General features: G+C 71.5%; 12 protein-coding genes. 7 read left to right on the forward strand and 5 right to left on the reverse strand.

The window, feature by feature from the left end:
• Positions 1-120 precede the first annotated feature (120 nt).
• The 3 genes from BA175_RS27805 to BA175_RS27815 all read right to left on the reverse strand — a co-directional run bounded on the left by BA175_RS27805 (position 121) and on the right by BA175_RS27815 (position 4,198).
• Positions 121-1,125, reverse strand: coding sequence for a DNA-3-methyladenine glycosylase family protein (locus BA175_RS27805; protein WP_069174328.1), 1,005 nt, complete (start codon positions 1,123-1,125; stop codon positions 121-123).
• A gap of 465 nt (positions 1,126-1,590) precedes the next feature.
• Entirely contained in the window at positions 1,591-2,682 is a 1,092-nt protein-coding gene (locus BA175_RS27810) for a nucleotidyltransferase family protein (protein ID WP_069174329.1), read from the reverse strand.
• Positions 2,683-2,761: 79 nt separating this feature from the next.
• The gene (locus BA175_RS27815) at positions 2,762-4,198 is read right to left on the reverse strand and encodes an N-acetylmuramoyl-L-alanine amidase (protein ID WP_069174330.1); all 1,437 of its coding nucleotides are present in this window, start codon (positions 4,196-4,198) and stop codon (positions 2,762-2,764) included.
• A 139-nt stretch (positions 4,199-4,337) separates the two neighbouring features.
• Here BA175_RS27815 and BA175_RS27820 point away from each other — a divergent pair, with 139 nt between their 5' ends.
• The 4 genes from BA175_RS27820 to BA175_RS27835 all read left to right on the forward strand — a co-directional run bounded on the left by BA175_RS27820 (position 4,338) and on the right by BA175_RS27835 (position 10,224).
• Positions 4,338-5,090 carry a TIGR03089 family protein gene (locus BA175_RS27820; protein ID WP_069174331.1) on the forward strand — a complete coding sequence of 251 codons (753 nt, stop codon included), beginning with the start codon at positions 4,338-4,340 and terminating at the stop codon, positions 5,088-5,090.
• A gap of 176 nt (positions 5,091-5,266) precedes the next feature.
• On the forward strand, positions 5,267-6,595 hold the full coding sequence (locus tag BA175_RS27825) for an LCP family protein (RefSeq protein ID WP_069174332.1): 1,329 nt from the start codon (positions 5,267-5,269) through the stop codon (positions 6,593-6,595).
• 223 nt (positions 6,596-6,818) lie between these two features.
• Complete coding sequence (locus BA175_RS27830; RefSeq protein WP_069174333.1) at positions 6,819-8,501, forward strand: LCP family protein; 1,683 nt, start codon at positions 6,819-6,821, stop codon at positions 8,499-8,501.
• A 49-nt stretch (positions 8,502-8,550) separates the two neighbouring features.
• The gene (locus BA175_RS27835; RefSeq protein ID WP_069174334.1) at positions 8,551-10,224 is read left to right on the forward strand and encodes an LCP family protein; all 1,674 of its coding nucleotides are present in this window, start codon (positions 8,551-8,553) and stop codon (positions 10,222-10,224) included.
• A gap of 60 nt (positions 10,225-10,284) precedes the next feature.
• Here BA175_RS27835 and BA175_RS27840 read toward each other — a convergent pair whose 3' ends face one another.
• Positions 10,285-11,307, reverse strand: coding sequence for a glycosyltransferase family 2 protein (locus BA175_RS27840; protein WP_069174335.1), 1,023 nt, complete (start codon positions 11,305-11,307; stop codon positions 10,285-10,287).
• 191 nt (positions 11,308-11,498) lie between these two features.
• Between BA175_RS27840 and BA175_RS27845 the strand changes: the two genes are divergently transcribed.
• Positions 11,499-13,034 (forward strand): LCP family protein, encoded by a 1,536-nt coding sequence (locus BA175_RS27845; protein ID WP_438947379.1) that lies wholly within the window; start codon positions 11,499-11,501, stop codon positions 13,032-13,034.
• A gap of 105 nt (positions 13,035-13,139) precedes the next feature.
• Here BA175_RS27845 and BA175_RS27850 read toward each other — a convergent pair whose 3' ends face one another.
• Positions 13,140-13,688, reverse strand: coding sequence for an acyl-CoA thioesterase (locus tag BA175_RS27850; RefSeq protein WP_069174337.1), 549 nt, complete (start codon positions 13,686-13,688; stop codon positions 13,140-13,142).
• A 275-nt stretch (positions 13,689-13,963) separates the two neighbouring features.
• Between BA175_RS27850 and BA175_RS27855 the strand changes: the two genes are divergently transcribed.
• Both BA175_RS27855 and BA175_RS27860 read left to right on the forward strand, forming a co-directional pair.
• The gene (locus BA175_RS27855) at positions 13,964-15,253 is read left to right on the forward strand and encodes an LCP family protein (protein WP_079159848.1); all 1,290 of its coding nucleotides are present in this window, start codon (positions 13,964-13,966) and stop codon (positions 15,251-15,253) included.
• A gap of 717 nt (positions 15,254-15,970) precedes the next feature.
• Complete coding sequence (locus BA175_RS27860; protein ID WP_069174339.1) at positions 15,971-16,957, forward strand: CPBP family intramembrane glutamic endopeptidase; 987 nt, start codon at positions 15,971-15,973, stop codon at positions 16,955-16,957.
• The last annotated feature ends 160 nt before the right edge of the window (positions 16,958-17,117 follow it).

A 17,117-nucleotide genomic window follows, 5' to 3' on the forward strand; every position in this document is an offset into this window, starting at 1 on the left:
GGACCGCGGTGTGTCGCACGGCGGGGGTTTCTCCGCGTGCTGGACCGGTAGGGCTTTCCGACGGCGCGGCGAGGGGTCGTGGCCGTCGCCGCGCGCCCGCCGGGAGCCGCGGGAGGGCCGTCAGAGACGGGCGATGTCCCGCGGCGTCATGCGGGGGGCCCGGCGGGGCGGGATCCGGCCGGAGAGAAGGATCAGGCGAGTCGCGCGGTGGCGCTGGCCCGCGTACGGCTCCAGCAGGGCCAGCATGGCCTCGTCGTCGGCGTTCCGGTCGCCCGCCAGGGCGTGGCCGACGATCCCCGGCAGGTGGAGGTCCCCGACCGTGACCGCGTCGGCCGCGCCGTTCGAGCGCTGCAGGGTCTCCGCCGCGGTCCAGGGCCCGATGCCCGGGATCAGCTGCAGCCGTGCCATGGCCTCCGGGAGCTCCATCGACGCCGCCTCCTCCATACGGCGGGCGACCCGCACCGCGCGCAGGATCGTCGCCGACCGCTTGGAGTCCACGCCCGCGCGGTGCCACTCCCAGGACGGGATCGTCGCCCAGGTGCGCGCGTCCGGCATGACGTACAGCCCGTACGTGCCGAAGGCCGGGTCCGCCGGGCCGGGGGCCGGGGTGCCGTAGGTGCGGACGAGCAGGCGCCAGGCGCGGTAGGCCTCGTCGGTGGTGACCTTCTGTTCCAGGATCGAGGGGATCAGCGACTCCATCACCAGCCCGGTGCGCAGCAGGCGCAGGCCGGGCCGCCGGTGGTGGGTCACGGCGAGCAGCCGGTGGCACGGGCGGAAGGCGTCGGGCGCATCGCCCTCGCCGAGCAGCGCGGGCAGTCCGTCGAGGAGCCACTGCGCCCCGGGGCCCCAGGCCGCCGCCGAGATCCGGCCGTCCGGGGCCGCCGAGACGCGGAGGGTTCCGGGGCCTGCCGGGGTGCGGGTGGCCCGCCAGAACGAGCCGTCGGACAGCGCCCGGTAGGCGGGGTCGGCGGGGCCCCGCCGCAGCGGTCCGAGGACCAGTCGCACGTCCAGCGGCCACGGGGGCGTCCACGTCCGGGTCAGCTGCGGGACGGACGCGGCCGTGGCCGCGGCCGCCGGCTGCCGGCGGGGTACGGCGGTGGTACGGGCTGCGAAGCGTCCTGCCACGGTCCTCGGTCCTCGGTCGTCGGGGGTGCCTGGGGCTGTCCCGCCGCTCCCGGTGGATCGGCGGGCGGCGTCGGACGCGGTGCGTCGTACGGCGGAGGATCGTCCGCACACCGGATGCACGGGGACGAGCCGGCAGCGCGGCGACGTGCCGTGGGCCGCGTGTCGGAAGTCCCCCCGCCCGGAGGCGTCCGGCCCGCGCACTCGCCGCGCTGCCGGATCGTCCCGGTCCATCCGGTATCGGGGCGACCCTCCGCCGTACGATCGCAGGCACCGGACGCGCCGGGATCTGCCCTCCGGGCGGACGACGCCACTTCCGGAACACAGCCCGGCCCGTCGTCGCGCGCCTGCGGGAACGAACGGGACAGCCTGTGTCGAGGGTACGGCCGGCGGGAACCGCTCACCGGCCGCGGGGGACCCCGGCGAAGGGCCGGTCCGCCGTCCGGACGGGACACGGGCCGGGGCCGCTCACTGGTCGGACGAGAAGCGGACCGAGGCGTCCGGGAGGACCGCGCCGCACCAGACGCGTACGCCGTCCCGCAGTTCGTTGTCCGCGCCGACCTGCGCGCCGTCCCCGATCACGGCGCCCGCGAGGACCGTGCGGCTGCCGATCCGGGCACCGGACCCGATCAGTGAGTCGCTGATCACAGCGCCGGGTTCGACGACGGCTCCGGCCAGCACGGTGGAGCCCGTGATCCTGGCGCCCTCGCCGACGACGGCGCCCTCGCCGACGACCGTACCGCCGGTGAGCTTGGCGTCGACCGCCACGGAGGCGGTGGGCAGGACGAGCCGGTCGCCGCAGCGGCCGGGCACCGCGGGGGAGGGTGCGCGCCCCAGGACCAGGTCGGCCGAGCCGCGTACGAACGCCTGCGGGGTGCCGAGGTCGAGCCAGTACGTGGAGTCGACCATGCCCTGGAGGTGGGCTCCGGAGGCGAGGAGTCCGGGGAACGTCTCACGCTCCACCGAGACGGGCCGGCCGGCCGGGATGGTGTCGATGACGGACCGGCGGAAGATGTACGCCCCCGCGTTGATCTGGTCGGTGACTATCTCCTCGGGCGTCTGCGGCTTCTCCAGGAAGGCCGTCACCCTGCCCGTCGCGTCCGTCGGCACGAGGCCGAAGGCGCGCGGGTCCTCCACCCTGGTGAGGTGGAGGGAGACGTCCGCCCCGGAGGTGGCGTGCGACGCGACCAGGGCCCGGATGTCGAGGCCGGTGAGGATGTCCCCGTTGAAGATGAGTACGGGGTCGTCCGGGCCCGAGGTCAGCCGCTCCGCCACGTTGCGGATGGCTCCGCCCGTACCGAGCGGTTCGTGCTCGGTGACGTACTCGATGGAGAGGCCGAGCGACGAACCGTCACCGAAGTGCGGTTCGAACACCTCCGCCAGGTAGGAGGTCGCGAGCACGATGTGCTCCACCCCCGCCGCCCTGGCGCGCGCCAGTTGGTGCGTGAGGAACGGGACGCCCGCCGCCGGCACCATCGGCTTCGGGGTGTGCACCGTGAGCGGACGCAGCCGGGTGCCTTTGCCCCCGACCAGGAGGATCGCTTCTCTTGCCTCTGTCACAGCACCGTCTCTGCTTCCTGCTGGGGCCGGGCCTCGTATCGGCTGGCCAGTGTATGCAGACCGGTCGGAGCTTTCCCGGTCAGCGGCCCTGCAGGGCGGCCGAAGCGGTCCGGGCCGTGCCGAGCTTCTTGTAGAGACGGCTTCCGGGGCATTCGGTTGCGAAACCGTCGCGATGGCCGGCGATGACGTTGAGCTTGGCCTTCGCGCCCTTCTTGTACTTGCCGCTGCCGCCGGAGACGAGCGTGACCTTGCCCTTGGGGTTGCGGCCGAACAGTCCGAGCTTCCAGGCGGTGAGCTTGGCGATGGCGTTCACCGCGGCGGCGGGTGGGTTCTTCGAGCTGTACGTGCCGAGTACCGCGATGCCCATGCTGTTGGTGTTGAACCCGAGGGTGTGCGCCCCGAGGACCGCCTTCGTCACCCCTCCGGCTCGCCCTTCGTAGATGTTCCCGCACTTGTCGACGGCGAAGTTGTAGCCGAAGTCCCGCCAGCCGCTGCTCTTGACGTGGTAGCGGTAGATGCTGCGCAGGACCGAGGGCGCCTGGGAGCAGGTGTAGTTGTTGCCGGTGGCACTGTGGTGGACGAAGGCGGCCTTGACCGTGCTCGTGTAGGCGAAGGCGCGTTCGCGCAGGCTCTCGTCGGCGCCCCAGCCCTTGCGGGTGACGATGCGGGGGCGGGGGCCGACGAACGGTTTGGCACCCGCCGCGACGACGGCCTGCTCCTCGGACTCGGCCTTGCTCAGGGCAGGGATCTCGGCGGCGCCGAGCGGGGCGAGGTCCGCGTTGACCGCGGAGCTCTCGGCCGCGGCCACCGTGAGGCCCGCGGACTCGGGGAGCGAGCCCTGCTGCGGGGCGACGGCGGGTGTGGCGGCTGAGCCGGAGGGGGTCGCCACGGCCGTCGTGGCGCCGGCGGCCGGCGGCTGCTGCGGGTCGTCACCGGGGTCGACGAGCTCCACCCGCAGGCCTGCGGGGAGCGCCGCGGTGTCGCCCGCTCCGGTGCGCGGCCCGCCGGTCTCGCCGTGCACGCGTACCTCGACACCGTCCGATTCCCCGACCCAGAGCGGGGCGGTGGAGCCGCGGACCGTGCCCGACTCGCGTTCGGGACTGCCTGCGTCGGCGGCGTGGTCGGCGTTGTGCGTCTCCAGGTCCTGCCAGCCGGACCACCGGCCGGTATCCGCATCCCGGGTGCGGACCTGGACGGTGCCGTGCAGTTCGGTGTCGGCGTCGTCCCAGACCACGCCGACGAGGGAGAAGCGGTGGGCGTCGAGCCGCCGCAGCCCCTGCCCGGCGGGTGACGAGGGTGACGCGGAGCCGGTGGGCTCACCGGCGGCCCGGGAGGCGGCGCCGGTGAGCGGTCGCAGGGGCAGGGACTGCGTCGAGCCCAGGGGCTCGGCGGCGGTGGCCGCGGGCGCGTGGGCGACCGGGGCGGAAGCGGGGACGGCCGGCGCGGGCGCGGCGAGCGGGAGGGTGAGTGCCGCCGCGCAGGTGACGCCGATGGAAGTGGAGAGAAGTGCACGCATACCGGAAATCCTTGGCGGAGTCAGGCATCCCCGGCTACTGGAGTGCATCGGAAGGAACCTGACGGCCCGTCTGCCGAACCGGTGTACGCGTCACCCGCCCGCCCCTCCGCGGCGGCGCGCCCGGCGTACCCTTGTCCGGATGAACGCCAGTGATCGCACCCCCGCCGACCTGCTGCGATCCGCGCTCGCCGCGGATCCCGCCCGCCCCCTCGTCACTTTCTACGATGACGCAACCGGAGAACGGGTCGAACTGTCGGTGGCGACGTTCGCCAATTGGGTGGCCAAGACGGCCAATCTGCTGCAGGGCGACCTGGCCGCGGAGCCCGGTGACCGGCTCGCCCTGCTGCTCCCGGCCCACTGGCAGTCCGCGGTCTGGCTGCTCGCCTGCTCCTCGGTCGGCGTCGTCGCCGATGTCCAGGGCGACCCCGCCGGCGCGGACCTGGTCGTCAGCGGGCCGGACACGCTGGAACGGGCGCGCGCGTGCCGCGGGGAGCGGGTCGCGCTGGCCCTGCGCCCCCTGGGCGGCCGTTTCCCGCAGGCACCGGACGGGTTCGCGGACTACGCGGTGGAGGTACCGGGCCAGGGAGACCGCTTCGCCCCGTACGCGCCGGTGGATCCCGCCGCTCCCGCTCTGGCCGTGGACGGCACCGAACTGACGGCGGACCAGCTGGTGGCCCGGGCCCGGCAGGACGCGGCGGAGCTCGGACTCGCCCCGGGGTCGAGGCTGCTGACAGGCCGTACGTACGACACCTGGGACGGGCTCTCCGCGGGGCTGTTCGCTCCGCTGGCCGCGGGGGCCTCGGTGGTCCTGTGCCGTCACCTGGACCGGCTGGACGAGGAGGGTCTCGCCCGGCGTGTGGAGAGCGAGCGGATCACCGGCAGCGCGGTATGACAAGCGCTCCCAGGGCCACCCGTCCGGCCCACGGCGGGCCGAGCCCCCGGGACTGAGCACGCACGGCGGTACATGATCGGGCGGTACCTACCACTCCACCCGAAGGCACAACCAAGCGTGAGGTTCAGCCGTCTACTTCTGCGACCGGCGGCCCAGCGCGCCGCCGAACGTGAAGGATGGACGCAGACGTGACCGACAGTGCCGGCTCTCCGGACCGCCCGGACCACTCGTCCGGGGACGAGCCCACGGACGGGACGCAGGACGCGTCGGGGGCCGCCGGACAGGGCGGCCCGCCCGCCGGGGCGGGCGGCGACGGAACCGGCACCTGGGCCGCGCGGCCGCAGGCCGGGCCTCCGGGCCGCAGGAGCCACTGGGTGCGCTGGGCGGCACTCGCCGCGTCGTTCCTGGTCCTGGTGGCCGCCGGGACCGGCTGGTGGCTGTACAAGAAGCTCGACGGCAACATCACGGCCGACACGGGCGCCGCCGCCGAGCTCAGGGCGTACGAGAAGGAACGGCCGAGGCCGATCGCCCGGGACGCGCAGAACATCCTGCTCATCGGGTCCGACTCCCGGGCGGGCGACAACCGCCGGTACGGCCGCGACGACGGCGGCAGCCAGCGCTCGGACACCACGATCCTGCTGCACCTCGCCGCCGACCGCAGGAGTGCGACCGCGGTCTCGCTGCCGCGCGACCTGATGGTCGAGATCCCCGACTGCCACACGGCCGGCAAGAAGGCCACGAAGAAGCAGTTCGCCCAGTTCAACTGGGCCTTCGAGCTCGGCGGCACGGCCTGCACCATCCGCACCGTCGAGAAGATGACGGGCATTCGCGTCGACCACCACATGGTCGTCGACTTCAACGGGTTCAAGGACATGGTGGACGCCGTGGACGGCGTGGACATCTGCCTCAGGAAGCCGGTCGACGACGCCGACGCACACCTCCGGCTCCCGGCCGGGCGCCAGCGGCTCGACGGGGAGCAGGCGCTCGGATACGTGCGGGCCCGCAAGTCGATCGGCGACGGCAGTGACACCGAGCGGATGGAACGCCAGCAGCGCTTCCTGGGGGCCCTCGTCCACAAGATGCAGAGCAACGGGGTGTTGCTGAACCCGGCGCGGCTCTATCCGGTGCTGGACGCGGCGACCAAGTCACTCACCACCGACCCGGGGCTGAGTTCCCTGCGGGACCTGTACGACCTGGTGCGCGGAATGCGGAACGTACCGACGGACAAGGTGCAGTTCCTGACCGTGCCCCGGCAGCCCTACCGCGGGAACGCGAGCCGGGACGAACTTGTCCAGCCCGACGCCGGCCGGCTGTTCGAGCAGCTGCGCGAGGACGAACCCGTCACCGTGGTCCCCGCCGACGAGATCCGCACAGGGGACTCACAGGCAGGTCACAGCTCCGGCGAGAGCCCGTCCGCCGTCCCGTCGCCTCCCGCGAGCGGGAGCCCGACGCCGTCCCCCACCTACTCGGGATCGAATGCGGCCGACGACCTGTGTGATGCGTAAAGCGATATTCAAGTAAGGAGAGGTAAACGGAGCGGAAATAGGCGGAATGCCCAGTTGTAAGGGGCGTGGAATAGCTCACGCGTGTCTCCGATGGCCGAATCGGCCGGATAGTGTGACGCGATCCGGTGCTTGCGGCCGTCAGGCCACGCACCACCGGGGGGAGCGACCGAGCGCTTGCCGGGGGAGGCGCCTCGCGTGACACCGACGAAGGATTCAGGAAGACGTGGACGCGCAAAGCCGTGGACAGGCGGGTGAAATCGATCCCGCCGACCAGTGGGTGCTCAACCCGCGGACGGGCCACTACGAACTGCGACTGAACCACTCCGGAAGGCAGTCGCCCGAATCTCCCCCCACGACGGACCGCTCCGGCTCCGGCAGCGAGGTGCCTGCTCAGCGAGACCGCCGCTCGGCGCGGAGCAGCCGCGCCCCGGCGCCCCCGGCCGGCCGCCGCAAGCGCCCGGTCCCCAGGTCACGGCGGAAGAAGGCCCTGCTGTGGACCGGCGGGGTCATGGCCTTCGTGATCGTCGCCGGTTCGGCCGGAGCGTACGCGCTCTACCAGAAGTTCAACGGCAACCTCGCCACCGTCGACGTCGGTGACGCCGGCAGCAGGAGCGTCGCCGCCGACGGCCCGCTCAACATCCTGATCATCGGCACGGACAAGCGCACCGGCGAGGGGAACGAGGGCTACGGCGACAAGGGCAGTAGCGGCCACGCCGACACCAACATCCTCTTCCACGTCTCCGCGGACCGCACCAACGCCACGGCGATGAGCATCCCCCGCGACCTCATGACGGACGTCCCGGACTGCACCACCAAGCAGCCGGACGGTTCCGAGAAGCTCATACCCGGCTCGCGCAACGTCCGCTTCAACGTGAGCCTCGGCCAGGAGGGGCGCGACCCCGGCTGCACGATGCGTACGGTCAAGGAGCTCACCGGTCTCTCGGTCGACCACTTCATGATGGTCGACTTCAACGCCGTCAAGACGCTCTCCACGGCCGTCGGCGGCGTCAAGGTCTGCCTGGCCAAGGCGGTGAAGGACAAGGACTCGCACCTCGACCTGCCGGCGGGCGAATCCACCGTCGAGGGTGAGGACGCACTGGCCTTCGTCCGCACCCGGCACAGCTTCGGCAACGAGAGCGACCTCGACCGCATCAAGGTCCAGCAGCAGTTCATCGGCTCGATGATCCGGCAGATGAAGTCCGACGACACGCTGACCGATCCGTCCAAGCTCTTCCGCCTCGCCGACGCGGCGACCAAGGCGCTCACCGTCGATTCCGGCATCGGATCGATCAAGAAGCTGACCTCGCTCGCCAAGGAGCTCGGCAGGATCGACACGAAGAACATCACCTTCGTGACGCTGCCCGTGATCGACAACCCGGCCGAGCCCACCCCGGTCACCGTCGTCGTGGACCCGCAGAAGTCGCAGCAGCTGTTCGCGGTGATGCGCTCCGACACCTCGCTGACCGAGGTGAAGAAGAAGGAGAAGGCGGCCCGGACCGAGCAGGCGGCCGCACTCGACGGCCCGAAGGCCGCGCCGGCCGACGTACGCGTCGACGTCCTCAACGGCGGCGACATCCCGGGGGCCGCCCAGGCGACGGTCACCTGGCTGCAGAACGAGCAGGGCGTGCCGAGGTCCACCAACAAGGCGAACGCCCCGTCGAAGACCGACCGGACGACACTGGCGTACGCGCCGAACCAGGCGGACCAGGCCCGCGCCCTCGCGGCGATGATGGGGCTGCCCGCCACAGCACTGAAGCGGGGGACGGCCGATGCCGAGGGGCGTCAGGCGATGGTCCTGACCCTGGGAGCCGACTTCAAGGGCGCGGGGGTACCCGTCGCGGGTCCGGCCAAGGCGCCGGACGACATACAGAAGGCCAGCGCCGACAAGGCGGAGTGCGCGAAGTGACGACGCGTCGCGGCGCAACAGCGAAAGTCTGAGCAGCAGGGGGGTCCTGGTGGGACGAAGCAGTACGCGCGGGGAGGGGACGCGGTCGCGTGTCCGTCACGACGGCCCGGCCGACGAGGCCCCGGAGGGCGGAGAGGGGGAGGGGCGCGGCGGTCACGGCCGGCGTGGAGGGGCGGACGGGCCGGAGGGCGGGCATCGCCAGGGAGGACCGGTCCGCCGCTCGAGACGTGCTCCCAGGAGCGGCAAGCGACGCATACTGCGCTGGACGGCCTCCGTGCTCGCCCTCCTGATACTCGGCACCGGCGCCGCCGGTTACCTCTACTACAGGCACCTCAACGGAAACCTCCGCAAGGAGGACCTGACGCTCGGCGACAAGAAGATGGCCGACCACAAGGCCAACGCCGCCGGGCAGACCCCGCTGAACATCCTGATCATCGGCTCGGACGCCCGGGACTCCAAGGAGAACCAGAAGCTGGGCGGCGCCAAGGAGACGTTCGGTGCCGCGCCGCTCGCGGACGTGCAGATGCTGCTCCACCTCTCCGCCGACCGCAGCAACATCTCGGTCGTCAGCATGCCGCGCGACACCATGCTGAAGATGCCGAAGTGCACCGACCCCGAGACGGGCAAGGTGTATGCGGCCAGCACCGGGAACGTACAGACCAACCAGAGCCTCGGCAGGGGCGGCCCTGGCTGCACCGTGGCCACCTGGTACGAACTCACCGGCATCACGATCGACCACTTCATGATGATCGACTTCTCGGGGGTGGTGTCGATGGCCGACGCGGTCGGCGGTGTGCCGGTCTGCGTCGACGCCAACATCTACTCGCACAGCAGCGACGGCAAGGGTTCCGGTCTGAAGCTGGAGAAGGGCACCACGCCCGTCAAGGGCAAGCAGGCCCTGCAGTGGCTGCGCACCCGCTACGGCTTCGAGGACAACACCGACCTGGGACGGGCCCAGGCCCAGCACCAGTACCTGAACTCGATGGTGCGCGAGCTGCGCAAGGGCACCAAGCTCACCGACCCGGGGAAGCTGATGGACCTCGCCGAGGCGGCCACCAGCGCGCTGACGGTCGACAAGGGCCTGGACACGGTCAAGAAGCTGTACGACCTCGCCGAGGAGCTCAAGAAGGCCCCGACCGCGCGCATCACGATGACGACCATGCCGAACGTCTACGGCACGGGCAACCTCAGCGGCAGGGTGTTCCCCAAGCCGGGCGACGCCGAGCAGCTGTTCCGGATGGTCCGGGAGGACATCCCCCTGGACGGCAAGGCGTCCAAGCGGAAGGCCCCCGTCGTCAAGGACCAGGCCGCGCCGACCGGCGAGATCGCGGTCAGCGTGCGCAACGCGACCGGCACGGACTCCCTCGCCCCGGCCAAGGGCCGTGCGACGTCCGTCAGGGACCTCCTGACGGACGCGGGCTTCGCCCGGGCCACGACCGACGCGCAGGACGTCGAACCCGCCGCCCGTACCGGCCTGTTCTACCCCTCCGCGGACCTGGAGGGTGACGCGCAGGCCGTCGCCAAGGCCCTCGGTATCCCGTTGTCCCAGGTGAAGAAGTCGACCGACGTCTCGGGCATCGTGCTGGCCGTGGGCGCCGACTGGCGCGAGGACGGCAGCTATCCCGCGCCCAGCGCCGAGGAGAAGACCCCCGACACCGCCAAGGCGCTCAACGGCGAGGACGAGGAGGCGTGCATGCACGTCAACCCGGGCTACACCTGGTAGAGCCGGTACGCAGGAGGGCCCCGCCGACGACCGGCGGGGCCCTCCTGCGTACGGAGGCCGTCAGACGGTCTGTTCCCGCACCGCCGGGCGACGGCTCGCGATGACCTTCTTCGCCAGCGAGCGCGGACTGGTCAGGAAGCCGTACCCCCACGACATGTGCATGGTGGCCAGCGCCACCGGGATCTGCGCCCGCGCCTTCAGCGGAAGGCCCTTGCCCGCGGGCAGGGACCCGGCCACGATGGCGGCGACGTACCCGGCGGGGACGAGGAACGCCCACGGGGTCACGGCGGCACCGACGACGACGCCCGCGGCTATCGCGCAGACGGCGGTCGGCGGAGCCAGGTACCGGAGGTTGATCGAGCCGGCGTGGTACCGGGCGACGACATGGCGCCAGCGGCCGTAGTCCTTGTACTGCTTGGCGAGCGCGCGCACGCTGGGGCGCGGGCGGTACTGCACCTTCAGTTCCGGGGAGAACCAGACGACGCCCCCCGCCTCGCGGATGCGGAAGTTCAGCTCCCAGTCCTGGGCCCGGATGAACTCCACGTTGTAGCCGTCCGCCCGCTCCAGCGCCTCGCGGCGGAAGACCCCCAGGTACACGGTCTCGGCCGGGCCCGCCTCCCCACCGGTGTGGAAGGCGGCGTTGCCCACGCCGATCTTCGACGTCATCGCGGCCGCGACGGCGTCCTCCCAGGCGTTCTCCCCCTCGGCGTGCATGATGCCGCCGACGTTCTGCGCGCCGGTCTCCTCCAGGAGACGGACCGCGGTGGCGATGTAGTTCGGCGAAAGCATGCCGTGGCCGTCGACCCGTACCACGATCGGGTGACGTGAAGCCTTGATCGCGGCGTTGAGCGCGGCGGGGGTGCGGCCGGTCGGATTGGGCACGGTGTGGACCCGGGAGTCCTCCCGTACCAGCTCGGCGGCGATCTCGTCGGTGCGGTCGGCCGAGGGACCGAGGGCGATCACGACCTCCATCTCACCGGGGTACTCCTGTTCCAGGATGTGCCGGACCGAGTTCCTGAGATGGCGTTCCTCGTTGAGCACCGGCATGATCACGGAGACGGCGGGGTACTGCGCGGCAGACATGTGGTCCTCGGGGGGTCCTCGGGGGGTGCCGGAGGCTCCGGGGGGCTTCGCACCCCGGAAGGCGGCGTGATTCGGCCGCCACGTTACCGCGAACGGGGGACACGGGCGCGCGCCGCCGGGTCTCGTCCCGGTCTGCAAGTCGTATGGGCCTACCGTGCGAAAGTCCCACTCGAACCGCGGAGGTGTCCCTCGTGCCCACGCCGCACCGATCGCCCCGTCCACCTCGTCCCCGCACCGCCCCCGCGCCGCGCAGAACCGCTCGGCAGCCGGGGGCCACCGGCCGTGGCGGCGGCCGTGGCAGCAGCCGGGGAACCGGCCGGGCGGGCCTCCCGGGCGGCCGGAAGGTGCCACCCCGCTGGGGCATGCGGGTGGCCACCGGGCTCTCCGTGCTGGTGCTGGGCGCCGGCGGCATCGGCCATGCGGTGGTGAGCGGCCTGGAGACGGGGATCGACCGGGTCGACCCGTTCAAGGACATGAAGAACCGCCCCCAGGGCGGCCACGGCATGAATCTCCTGCTCGTCGGAACCGACGGCCGCGACAAGATCAGCGAGGACGAGAAGAGGAAGTACCGGCTGGGCGGCGCGCCCTGCCACTGCACCGACACCCTCATGCTCGTGCACCTCTCGGCCGACAAGCAGCGGGCGAGCGTCGTCAGCCTGCCGCGCGACAGCTACGCCGAGATCCCGGCGCACACCGACCGCACCACGGGCAAGCAGCACTCCCCCCATCCGGTGAAGCTCAACGCCGCCTACGCCGAGGGCGGCCCGCAGCTGACCGTGCGCACGGTGGAGCAGATGACGGACATCAAGATCGACCACTACCTCGAGGTGGACTTCACCAGCTTCATGAAGACGGTCGACACCGTGGGCGGGGTGGAGATCTGCACCGCCAAGCCGCTCAAGGACTCCTACACCGGTCTCGACCTGAGCGCGGGCCCCCACAAGCTGGACGGCGGCCAGGCGCTGCAGTACGTGCGCTCCCGGCACATCGACGGAGCCGCGGACCTGGCCCGCATGCAGCGCCAGCAGAAGTTCATGGCCGCGCTGATCAAGCAGGTGACCAGCAGTGGCGTACTGATGAACCCCGTGAAGTTCCAGCAGGTCGCCTCGTCGATGCTCGACTCGGTCCGCGCCGACAGCGGTTTCGGTACCGAGCAGATGCTGGAACTCGGCAAGGCCATGCGCCGCTTCACGCCCGCCTCGTCCGAGTTCACCTCCGTGCCGCTGGAGGAGGACGGTTACCAGGTCAAGGGCATCGGCGCCACGGTGAAGTGGGACGCGGCCAAGGCCAGGAAGCTGTTCCGGGCACTGCGGGAGGACAAGCCGCTCACCGCGCACCTGCCGAAGCAGCCCAAGGCCACCCTCGTGGCCGTCGCCCCGCAGCAGATCCGGGTGCAGGTCTACAACGGGACACCGCGGGACGGCCTCGGCCAGGAGGTGGACGCGGCCCTGCGCGGCACCGGTTTCGACACCACCCGCCTGCCGCTGAACGGCGGCCCGGACCTGGTGAAGCGGACGCTGGTCCGGTACGACCCTCGGTGGGACCGGTCCGCGAGGTCGCTGGCCGCGGCGCTGCCGGGCTGCGAACTGAAGGCGGTGAAGGGGCAGGGCGGGACGATGAAGGTCACGGCCGGCGCCGACTTCACCGAGGTACGGCGGGTGAAGGGTGAGGACCCGCAGCGGGGCGAGTTCGACGCGGTGACGGGCGACCAGGTGGTCTGCCCGTGAGGACGGCGCCGCGCCGTCGCGAGGTCGGGGACGGCCCTCGGCGAAGTGCTGTGCGCCGTACTGCCCGTCGCCGGCCGCACCGCGGCGCCCCCGTTGTCCTGGTGCTCAGTCGTCGATGCCCTCGGCGGCGCGCTTCTCGCGGAGGTCCTTGATCGCGCGGCGGCGGGCCAGGCGGTGCGTGCGGCGGATCTGCGCCTCCTGGTAGCGCCGCTTGTCGCGTTCCGTCTCCGGCACCACCTGCGGGACGCGGCGCGGCTTGCCCTCCTCGTCGACCGCGGCGAACACCAGGTACGCGCTGCCGACCTGCTGGGCGGGGGTCGACTCGTTCCAGCGTTCCGCCATGACCCGGACCCCGACCTCCATCGAGGAGCGGCCGGTCCAGTTCACCTGGGCGCGGACGTGAACAAGGTCACCGACGCGGACCGGCTCCAGGAAGACCATCTCGTCCATCGAGGCCGTCACCGCGGGGCCGCCCGAGTGCCGGCCGGCGACGGCACCCGCCGCGTCGTCGACCAGCTTCATGATCACGCCGCCGTGGACGGTGCCCAGGAGGTTGGTGTCACTGCCGGTCATGATGTGGCTGAGGGTGGTCCGGGAGGCCGAGGTCGGCTTGTCCGGGACCTCGCCCTCCGGCTGCTGGGCCTGATCTGTCATGTTCTCCACCTTAAAGGCCGCGCACAGGGGCGAGGCGACGTCGCGTGCCCACGGGCGGCGCCCGGCGTCGTCGTCGGGCGGGCGACGCGCCGCGTCGCCTCCTTCCCCCGCCCCGCCAGGCTTGCCCCTCGCCCGCTCCTCCCCCCTCCCACGCCTGTGCGCGGCCTCGGTGCGGGGCTCGCCCGCGGTTGCATTGCATCAGCTTGGCAACAGCCCCGGCCCGAAATCCGGTACACCCTGTAAGAGCTGTGGGCCGAGACGGCACACTGGTGCGCATGAGCGATTGGCCCGATGGGCGGAACGGCGTACCCGGCGAGCGCTACGGACAGGGCAGTGCGAGCCCCCATCCCGAGAGCGCCCGCGCGATGCCGCATGTCCGGCGTCCCTCCGCTCCGCCGCAGTCCCCGCCCCGCATCCCCCCGCAGCAGGGGCAGGGGTATGACGAAGCCCCCGGTTACGACAGCGGTTACAACACGGGGCAGGTCTACGGCGGCGGACAGGGCCACGGCGGCAACGGCGGCGGCGGTTACGGCGGCGGGCGCCGCGGTGGCGGTGACAGCGGTTACGTCCAGCCCCGTCCGCCCGCCGACTGGGGCCGGCGGATCAAGGTCGGCACGCTCTCCCTCGTGGTGGTGCTGCTCGCCGTCTCGATCGGCACGTACTTCTGGGCCGACGGCAAGCTCAAGCGCGAGGTCGACCTCTCCAAGGTCATCGAGCGCCCCGGCGAGGGCGACGGCACGAACTACCTCATCGTCGGCTCCGACAGCCGCGAGGGCATGACGGCCGACGACAAGAAGAAGCTGCACACCGGCTCCGCCGAGGGCAAGCGGACCGACTCGATGATGATCCTGCACGACGGCTCCAACGGCCCGACGCTGGTCTCCCTGCCGCGTGACTCGAACGTCGAGATCCCCTCGTTCGTCGGTTCCGAGTCCGGCAAGAAGTTCGCGGGGACCGGCCGCACGACGAAGCTGAACGCCGCGTACGCGGAGGACGGCCCGGAGCTGCTGGTCCGCACGGTCGAGTTCAACACCGGCCTGCGCATCGACCACTACGTCGAGATCGGCTTCGCCGGCTTCGCCAAGATCGTGGACGCGATCGGCGGGGTGGAGCTGGACATCCCCAAGGCGTTCAAGGACAAGAAGTCCGGTGCCGACTTCCAGGCCGGGAAGCAGACCCTGGACGGTGAGCAGTCGCTCGCCTTCGTCCGTACCCGGTACGCCTTCGCGGGCAGCGACCTGGACCGCACGAAGAACCAGCAGAAGTTCCTCGCTGCGCTGGCCTCCCAGACGGCGACCCCGTCCACCATCCTCAACCCGTTCAAGCTCTACCCCACGATGGGCGCGGGCCTGGACACGCTGATCGTCGACAAGGACATGTCCCTCTGGTCGCTCGGCAACATGTTCTTCGCGATGAAGGGCGTCACGGGCGGCGAGGGCACGTCGATGAACATCCCGCTCTCCGGTCAGAGCGTGAACGGCAACCTGATCTGGGACAAGGCCAAGGTCAAGCAGCTCGTGGAGCAGCTGAAGAACGACGAGAAGGTCACGGTCAAGGGAAGCTGACATCGCCCATGCCACGGGGCCCGGACGGTTCGCCGTCCGGGCCCCGTGGCATGGGCGACGGATTCAGCCGCGCCGTCACCGCCGTCTCCCCGGCACCCTGCCCCTTTCCGAGACGTCTTCACGGGCCGGTGTACCTGATCCGGGCGGGCGGCCCTGCGCGGGGTGACTGCTGCCGGGGCCCTCCCCAAGGCCGCGCTGCGAAAGTCCCGTCCGCCCGGCGACGCCTGGCACGCGCACTCACCGCTTCGTCGGGACCATCCCGGTACATCGAATATCGGGACGGCCCTCCGGCTTGCGCTCGCACGCACCGGACCCCCCCGGACCTTCCCTTCGGGCAGACGACGCCACCTTCGAAACAGGAGCTGGCACTCCGGCCGGAATTTGCTGTTTTGCCTGTTCAACGGGCCGGGACGTCACCCCGCACCTGCCGAACCAGCCGCGCTGCGCAGGCCCGACGCCCGCGCACGATCCTCTCGCGCGAGCCCTTGCCCCGCACTTCTCCTGATCCTCGGGCCCTACGCAACAACTAGTACACCGTGCTAGCGTCTTACTAGCACGGTGTACTACTAGTGGTTCCGAGCGCCCGTCCACCTGCCGCTGTGACCGAACAACACCCTGGCACCGGAGCCGTGCCGACAAGCGCGGAGCGCGCCCACCGGCTGCGCTGCTCCCCCTGCTCGACGCCGCCGGCCGCTGATCCGTCCAGGAGAAAGGCACATGAACTCGATGACCACACCCAGCTGGCTCCTCACGCCCGCCCCGCCGCGCGACGTGCGCGCCGTACCCGGCGGAGTGCCCTACCACCGCGTCCTCGCCGGCGAGAAGCGCCGCATCGGACGCGGCATTCTCGCGATCGTCCTGCTGCTGGCCGGACTCGTCATCTTCCCCACCGTCATCGGCAGGGCGCTCGCCCCCATCGACCAGCGGATGGGCGACACCCCGCCCATCATCGGCGGCGACGACTACACCCCGCTCTTCCACGCCGGCTCGATGATCTCACTCGCCCTGCTCATCCCGTGGAGCATGCTCATCCAGCGCTGGCTCTACGGTGTGCCCGGCGCCGCACTGCACTCGGTGACCTCCCGGTTCCGGTTCGACCTGTTCGGCAAGGCCCTTCTCGTGTTCGGCCCCGTCTGGGCGGCCGTGAACCTGATCAGTCTGCTGGCCCCGAGTACCGAGGTGGCCTGGACGCACTCCGACCTCGTCGGCATGTTCGTCGCCACGCTCCTCCTCACACCACTGCAGACAACGGGAGAGGAATACGGTGTCCGCGGGTTGATCTTCCGCGTCATCGGCAGCTGGACCCGCAGCTCACGAGCGGGACTCGTCGCCGGGGTACTCGTGTCGAGTGTGCTGTTCACGGCTGTGCACGGTTCCACCGACCTCTACATCAACATCTGGTACTTCGTCCTGTGGACCTGTCTGGCGGTCATCACCTGGCGCACCGGGGGCCTGGAGATCGCGATCGTCCTCCACGCCATCCTCAATACGGGCGCCCTGCTCGGCGCGTCGCTGCTGCGCGTCGACCTGGGCGGGCAACTCTCCGACCGGTCTTCCGGAGTCGGTTCCCCCACCCTGCTCCTTCCGGCCCTCGCCGTCGTCGTCATCACCGCGATCGTCTGGTGGTGCACTCGCAAGACGGGGCCCGTGCTGAGCCCGGCGTCCCCCTCAGGAGCACACCGTGAACCGTTCCTGGTGCGGTAGGGATCAGGCCGGCCGCCTGGTCAGGCTTGCACGGCCCTGATGCCCCCTGGCACTCCAGCCGGACGTTGATGTCGTGCCTGGTCAACGGCTTGGGTGGGGAGACCGTAGCGGGGTGGCGCCGGAAGCGGGGCGGGAGGCGCACGGGCCCCTGAACCGCGGG

Origin of the sequence: Streptomyces griseus (assembly GCF_001715295.1) — a bacterium.
In the GTDB taxonomy this organism is placed as follows: Bacteria; Actinomycetota; Actinomycetes; order Streptomycetales; family Streptomycetaceae; genus Streptomyces; species Streptomyces griseus_G.